Origin of the sequence: Barnesiella sp. CU968 (genome assembly GCF_905219685.1) — a bacterium.
GTDB lineage: Bacteria > Bacteroidota > Bacteroidia > Bacteroidales > Muribaculaceae > Lepagella > Lepagella muris_A.
In genome coordinates, this window is sequence record NZ_CAJMXD010000148.1 from 1 (window position 1) to 6864 (window position 6864).

The following is a 6864-nucleotide window of genomic DNA, read 5'->3' on the forward strand; positions in this document are numbered from 1 at the left end:
CGCCAATACGTTCATATTGTCTAATGTTTTTATAATGAACGTTTTGGCGATTCATTTGTATTTAACAATTCGACATATTAACTTAAGTTTCAACTATTTCGGTAATTTCTAACGAACTATTGATATAAATAATTTCGAATTAAATTTAAGCAGTTTCTAAATCCCATAAAATTTCGTACCTTTGTGGTCGGGTTGACGCAAGTCCGCTCACGACATTTTGAAATAAGAATCGATATGCTCTCTTGTAATTGAAAACGTAGAACTTTTCGGGATGCAAAGATAGCATGACGGTTCTCACGCATATGGCGTAGGCTGCTATCTCTACATCTGTATACAAGGTTTCCTGCGACCTCCAGTTAAGACATGGCATAGACAGTCCACGCTTCTGCATTTACAAACCGCTCCATTGGACTGTGAAGCAAAGTAAAATCGATTATGAGCAACGAAATTCTATATATACTCCTGCCTGACTATGCTGCGCATGAGGATGTGTATCTATCACAGGCTGTCGCTTCTGATGAATTTGCACTGAAAGAGAATCCAAAGTATATCAACAGGGTGGTAGCCCCGACATTGGAGCCGGTGAAATCAATCGGAGGATTCCGCACGCTGCCGGATTATTCGTTTGATACAATGCCAGATGATTATGCCGCATTGGTGCTGATTGGTGGTTTCGGGTGGAGTACGCCCGTCGCCGATCAAGTTGTGCCGATTGTCAAAAAAGCTATTGAAAAAGGGAAGATTGTCGGTGCGATATGCAACGCGGCATCGTTCATGGCAAAGCATGGTTTTCTCAATGCCGTGAAACATACCGGCAATGGCATGGAGCAACTGAAATATTGGGGAGGGGAGAACTACACTAATACCGACGGTTACATCCACGCGCAAGCCGTAAGCGATGGCAGTATCGTGACTGCAAACGGCTCTGCAACTCTTGAATTTGCAAAGGAACTGCTTCTGCTGCTTGAAAACGACACGCCGGAGCGAATCGAAATGTACTATCAGTTCAACAAGCAGGGCTTCTGCAGCCTTTTCTCAATTGAATGAAGAGAGCTATTGTCATAGGTTGTCCCGGTGCCGGAAAAAGTACTTTTCAAGAAAACTATCAGCAAAGACGGGTTTGCCCTTGCATTACCTTGACGTAATATGGCATTTGCCTGACAGAACTACACTTTCAAGAGAAGAATTTGTAAAGCGTTTGCAAGGAATAATGTCCAGAGATAAGTGGATTATTGACGGCAATTATATGTATACGCTACCCATGAGATTGAATAGATGTGATACGGTTTTCTTCTTTGACCTGCCGTTGGACTTATGTCTGGCAGGAGCTGAAGAGCGCTTGGGCAAAAGATGTGAGGATATGTCTTGGATTGATAATGAAATGCCCCCGGAATCATATCAACGACAACATTGCATCCCCTCTCGGAGATAGCCGTACAGAACATTTCTACATAATGACAAAAGAAGATTATCATGCCATACATATCAGTTGAAAGCGGAGCATTGACCTCAGATCAGAAGAAAGAACTGATTGAACGGCTGACGGCGACAGCTTCCGAGATAACCCATATCCCGACACAGTTCTTCACCGTCACAATCAAGGAATTGCCGGATGAGAACTTCGGTATCGGCGGCAAGTCAATAGACGAAATCAAACGCAACTACAAGCCATGAACCTTGCCCTCAGGCCATATCGGCACACGGATGCCAACGTAATCACTACCTGGCTTAAGAGCGAATACCTGATGCGCCAATGGTGCGCTGACCGATATGAGCGTTATCCTGTCACACCGGAAGATATGAACTCATATCATCAGCAATATTTTGACGGGCATAACTCCGTTGCACTGACTATGGTTGACAATGAAGATATTGTCGGATATATTTCTATACGCACTCCGGCAGATGATTCTTCTGAACAACGCTTGGGATTTGTTATTATTGATGATTCAAGGCGAGGCAAAGGCTTTGGTAAAGCCATTGTCAGTATGGCGGTTGATTATGCATTCTCCAAATTAGGTGCCATAAAAGTTTCACTGGGCGTTTTTGAAAACAATCCGACAGCTGTCAGGTGCTATGAATCGGTTGGATTTCATCGTGTTGTCAAGCAAGAGACGGAGTGTTATGATTGTCTTGGCGAGACGTGGAATTGTATTGAGATGGAATTTTGTAAAAAATCACTGAGCGAAATGACATTGGAAGAACTGTGGCAACTCTTTCCTATATGCCTGGCTTCATATAATCCACAGTGGAGAGATTGGGCGAAGGAAGAAATTGGTCTCCTGTCGGAATTCCTTTCGGAATATCATCCAATCGTCAACCATATAGGCAGTACGGCGATTCCCGACATTCAAGCGAAACCGATTATTGACATCCTTGTTGAAATTTCTCCCAATGCCGATTGGCAAGGTGTAAGAACGGTAATGGAAACAGCCGGATACATCTGCATGTCATCATCCGAAAACCGTATGAGCTTCAATAAAGGCTATACCCCGCAGGGTTATGCCGAAAAGGTATTTCATGTTCATATCCATGCTATGGGAGATAATGACGAGATTGCTTTCCGCAACTATCTCAACAGTAATCCGGATGTTGCCAAAGAGTATGAGAAATTGAAACTTAGCCTTTTGCCTAAATATCGCAACGACCGAGACGGCTACACCGAGTCAAAATCGGAATTTGTCAAAGGGATTATCCGCGAGACAAAAGTTATAAAAAAAGGTTGTTGACGCTGAACTTATGTCATGAGCGATCCGATAGCGATAATCATAAAACCAGGTATTTAACTGTGTTCTTATGTACGCTATTATTGTGTTCTGAAAAGTCGGGAGCAGTTCAGTGTTTTGACTTTCCCTGCTGAAAACGATATGGCAGTGCGGATGTGCGTTCTTTGCTGAACAAAGCTATTTCATCGATGAGTCATAATGACGTATCACAATTTAAGGGGTATTGGTCAGCCCTATATGCCTCATATGGTCGTGCGACATCTCGGTCATAAGCTCGTCATTCATCTTCGGAGCATCGGATGGGTGGAAGTCGAATGATATGTGACCGGAAATCGTATGTCTACATTCGGGAAGATGCAAACATACGAACTGTCTTGAATTTATTCTTTGAAAATGATTGTCGTTATCGTAAAAAATTTCCTCCGAAGCATCTTTGAGTCCATACTATATATCCTGGTCAGTGGCTGTCAGTGGCGAATGTTGCCCAAGGACTTTCCAAAATGGAAGACAGTATACCGGCACTTCTCTGGATGAAATAAAGACGTCGTATTGAACTCTGTATTGATAAGACTGTCTTGAAGATAAGAAGGAAATGCCGTCAGAATCCCGTTCCGACGGCCGTAGCATTGGATGCACAAAGCGTCAAACGGGGGAGCAATAAGAGTGGCAATGAGGGGAATTTATTGAGGAGGTAAATGATGACTTTGATATCGAGTATGATATAAGCAATACCCCTGATGGCGTAAAAGGCTTCATTCCAAAGCCACTCAGATGGGTGGTCGAGTGTGCATTCGCATGTCTTGCTTCCTGACGCAGACTCGCTCGAAATTATGAAATCACAAATGAGTCGCGGATTTATTTATGAATAATATTTGCATTATTGAATAAATTTAGATATTTTTACCGTGTATTTATCATTTACATCGAATTTTTTGTAGATTCGAGGTAAATGATATACTCATAAGAAAATACATAAGTTCAGTGTTTGGATTTAACTTTCATTCACATGAAGAGGTGTTTTTTCGCGCGAATTTCATGAGTTGAAGAGGGTGTATAGCAGGCTTGCGACTTACGAAACTTGGTGGAATTCACCGGAAATACACTACATGTGGGTGAAAACAACCGGATAGATTCGCTGAGGCTGAGAAAAGAATCAGCAATATCATTATTTTAACTTTCGTAAATAAGTCAAGACAAGTTTACTGTTTAAATTTAATTGAGAGGTTCAATGAGAGGATTTTATGAGACGTTTTTACGAGTTGAAGAGGGAGCATAGCGGACCATGTGACCGATGATACCCGGTAAAGACAACCATAAAAGACCTCAGGAAAGCCACAAGATACATCATATAGATAATTTCGAATTAAAATTAAACAGTTTTTTACATATAATTCGTGTTAAATTCAAGACATGCTCTTAGGATCAACCACATTAACCTTATATTATATGAAACAACTTTGTGCAAAAATCTGTCTTGTGACAGCATTGTTATTCACAGGAACCATTGCAGCCATGGCGCAAACTCAAAATGCCATAATCTCTTTCTTGAAAGAAGTTCCCAAAGGAAATATACGTAACTGCACGGGAGAGGATTTAATCAACCTGCTTGATGACGATGCAAAAAAATGGGTGGAGAGTATCGAATGTAACAACATTGACATCGTAAGTGGTCGCTCCGGCGTTCTCATAAATGGTTCCGTTGAAAACGAGAATGACTCTTGGATTAAAATCCGTTTCAAAACAACATCATTGATGAATTGTCTGAGAATAAACACTTATGCGATAGTATTAGACAATAAAACTCCTGTAACGCTGATGTTCGATGAAAATGTATATCTTAAAAAAACGATAGTGGATTTTAAAAAGGATCTCCTTTCCATGTCTGCCCAAAATATCTATGATGCAATAATAAACAAAAACAACACTACTACTGTTCCATTCACTGTCGGCTCTGAGATTGATCCTTCATTACCTCTGCATTCGGTTTCCATCTGTATTCCGAAACAAAAACAGAATGCCAACGTGCAGTTTTATGGATTTAGAATCTTTTATAACGGTATAACAGTAGAAAATGACATCAGCACAGGCGTTTCTTCAACCCATGAATCGTCGGAAAATGAAAAGCCTGTTTATTACGACTTGACCGGAGTTAGATCAGCTGTTCCTCCTGCCAGCGGCATATATATTCGCAAGACTGGAAACCGCATTGAGAAAATCGTTGCTGGCGGTAGAAAGTAAAACTTGATTTTAGTTGGCGTGCAGATTCTGTATGGACATTCCAATCGGTTGTCCTCAGATTATATTCCATAGGCGGTTACTGCTGTTCAGCGGAGTCGCGCCATCGTAAATCTCTAATCCATATTCCGACCTGTTTGCAACTCCTGTATAATGTCTGTTTCCTTCTAACCGGAATGAATTATTGGCAGTAACTTTGTGCACTTGTCCTGACTCATATCTCGCTGATGTGATGAGAAATAAGTCAAGACAAGCGCAGCTGCAAAAAGTTATGAGGGAAGTAAACCCACAAGAAACTACCAGCGCTTACGCATTTGATATGTGTATGACGGTTCCTATGCAGACGATGCCGTTTTCCAAGACTTTGGGTGTGTTGCGGATTGTAAGAGTCAGCAAGGAGAAATATCAGAAATTCAACATGCTGATGTGCCGGTGTGTTGATTTAGCCGCAAGGCTGGACAAAGAGTTCTTTGGGGTCAGCGGATTTTTCCGGTGGGCGGGGAGGTGATGTCGGAACATAGTGTTATCTTTGCAAAATGAAACCAGACCAACTACTCAGATCAATCCTCCCCGAAGTCCTGATAGACAACTTCGACATTGACCGCTTTGAAAAAAGCGATAGCCGTTTCGACATTTGGCTTGATGAAAAGAATGAACAACTTAGCGAAGACAAGTACAATAAAAACATAATCTCCTACGGTTTTGGTGATTACCGGACTATACAGGATTATCCCATAAGGGGCTGTGCCACATACCTGCATGTGCGGAAGCGCAAGTGGCTGGACAAATCCACCGGCGAGATATTCAGCTATGAATGGGATGTATCCGAATTCGACGGCNCAAGGCTTAACACCGAGTTCGTCTCTTTTTTAAAAGAGAGAGATTGAGAGCACTCCCGTCAGCATCTCCGTTCTTGCCGCACGCAACGGTCTGAACAGACAGACACTGCGCAAGCAATACAAGGAAGTGATCAGCGACTATCGATCATGGGACCAGCTTAACCATGCCGATGAATACATATTGTATCCTGAAAATTTCGGCGCGGACATGAGTCTTGACGAGACCTTCCTGAGCAATGGTGATGTCTATACCATATTGACCAACAAGACCGCGCATGGAGGCAGAGGTGCCCTCGCTGCGATGGTCCGTGGTGTGTCAAGTGACACAGTGTCGGCAATACTGCGGAAAGTGCCTTTGAGGCAGCGCCTTAAGGTAAAAAACGGTTACGACAGACCTTTCTTCAGCCATGATGCTGACTGTCAGAAACGTGTTTCCCGGCGCATCGCTTGTCAATGACCGGTTTTATGTCCAGCGGCTCCTTCCCGAAGCCGTTGACCAGCTGAAGATACGTCACCGCTGGGAGATACTCGATGCCGAGAACAAGGCAATCAGGGAGCATCGCCGGAGGCGAAAGAATGCAGCCTTAAAAGAAGAACGCGAACTGATCGGACAGTGGGAACCCGAAAGGATGGAGAATGGCGAGACCATGCCTCAGATAATGGCACGCAGCCGGCATATAATACACAAGCACAAATCAAAATGGAACGGACAGCAGAAGATACGCGCCGGAATATTGTTCAGGATATTCCCCGATTTGGAAAAGGCATACGGACTGTTTCTAAAGCTTGTGGACACATTCTACGAAAAGACTTCTGCCGGAGTTGCCAGACTGAATCTCGCCAGATGGTACAACGAAGTGGAGACCTTCGGAAATAATGAATTCAACAAAGTCCTGGAGACTTTCGAGAACCACAACACCACAATAATCAACTATTTCGAGCGAAGGCTCACAAATGCCTCGGCAGAATCCTTCAATGCCAAAATCAAGGCGTTCAGAACACAGTTCCGGGGAGTCAGAGACATCAAATTCTTTATGTTCAGACTGGCCACACTATACTCTTGA

General features: G+C 43.0%; 8 protein-coding genes and 1 pseudogene. All 9 read left to right on the forward strand.

What is annotated here, in order from left to right:
* Positions 1-435: 435 nt before the first annotated feature.
* The 9 genes and pseudogenes from JX312_RS07150 to JX312_RS14125 all read left to right on the forward strand — a co-directional run bounded on the left by JX312_RS07150 (position 436) and on the right by JX312_RS14125 (position 6864).
* Positions 436-1047 carry a DJ-1/PfpI family protein gene (locus tag JX312_RS07150; RefSeq protein WP_204457521.1) on the forward strand — a complete coding sequence of 204 codons (612 nt, stop codon included), beginning with the start codon at positions 436-438 and terminating at the stop codon, positions 1045-1047.
* 426 nt (positions 1048-1473) lie between these two features.
* On the forward strand, positions 1474-1674 hold the full coding sequence (gene dmpI, locus JX312_RS07155) for a 4-oxalocrotonate tautomerase DmpI (protein WP_204457522.1): 201 nt from the start codon (positions 1474-1476) through the stop codon (positions 1672-1674).
* Positions 1671-2729: a GNAT family N-acetyltransferase gene (locus tag JX312_RS14115; protein ID WP_239653844.1), complete on the forward strand. Its 1059-nt coding sequence runs from the start codon at positions 1671-1673 to the stop codon at positions 2727-2729. The genes dmpI and JX312_RS14115 overlap by 4 nt, the downstream gene beginning before the upstream one ends.
* A gap of 390 nt (positions 2730-3119) precedes the next feature.
* Positions 3120-3251 (forward strand): annotated as a pseudogene (locus JX312_RS07170) (transposase); the annotation flags it as partial.
* A gap of 885 nt (positions 3252-4136) precedes the next feature.
* Complete coding sequence (locus tag JX312_RS07175; RefSeq protein WP_204457524.1) at positions 4137-4964, forward strand: hypothetical protein; 828 nt, start codon at positions 4137-4139, stop codon at positions 4962-4964.
* Between the two features lie 268 nt (positions 4965-5232).
* Complete coding sequence (locus JX312_RS07180; RefSeq protein ID WP_204457525.1) at positions 5233-5469, forward strand: hypothetical protein; 237 nt, start codon at positions 5233-5235, stop codon at positions 5467-5469.
* Between the two features lie 28 nt (positions 5470-5497).
* Positions 5498-5848, forward strand: coding sequence for a transposase family protein (locus JX312_RS07185; RefSeq protein ID WP_204457526.1), 351 nt, complete (start codon positions 5498-5500; stop codon positions 5846-5848).
* Between the two features lie 79 nt (positions 5849-5927).
* The gene (locus JX312_RS14120; RefSeq protein ID WP_239653845.1) at positions 5928-6257 is read left to right on the forward strand and encodes a hypothetical protein; all 330 of its coding nucleotides are present in this window, start codon (positions 5928-5930) and stop codon (positions 6255-6257) included.
* On the forward strand, positions 6208-6864 hold the full coding sequence (locus JX312_RS14125; protein WP_239653846.1) for a transposase: 657 nt from the start codon (positions 6208-6210) through the stop codon (positions 6862-6864). Before JX312_RS14120 ends, JX312_RS14125 begins: the two co-directional genes overlap by 50 nt.

What these genes read in the sequence shown, in the direction of transcription:
- JX312_RS07180 (WP_204457525.1), top strand. Translation starts at nt 5,233, where the DNA reads ATGAGGGAAGTAAACCCACAAGAAACTACCAGCGCTTACGCATTTGAT.
- dmpI (WP_204457522.1), top strand. Translation starts at nt 1,474, where the DNA reads ATGCCATACATATCAGTTGAAAGCGGAGCATTGACCTCAGATCAGAAG.
- JX312_RS07175 (WP_204457524.1), top strand. Translation starts at nt 4,137, where the DNA reads ATGCTCTTAGGATCAACCACATTAACCTTATATTATATGAAACAACTT.
- JX312_RS14115 (WP_239653844.1), top strand. Translation starts at nt 1,671, where the DNA reads ATGAACCTTGCCCTCAGGCCATATCGGCACACGGATGCCAACGTAATC.
- JX312_RS07150 (WP_204457521.1), top strand. Translation starts at nt 436, where the DNA reads ATGAGCAACGAAATTCTATATATACTCCTGCCTGACTATGCTGCGCAT.
- JX312_RS14125 (WP_239653846.1), top strand. Translation starts at nt 6,208, where the DNA reads ATGATGCTGACTGTCAGAAACGTGTTTCCCGGCGCATCGCTTGTCAAT.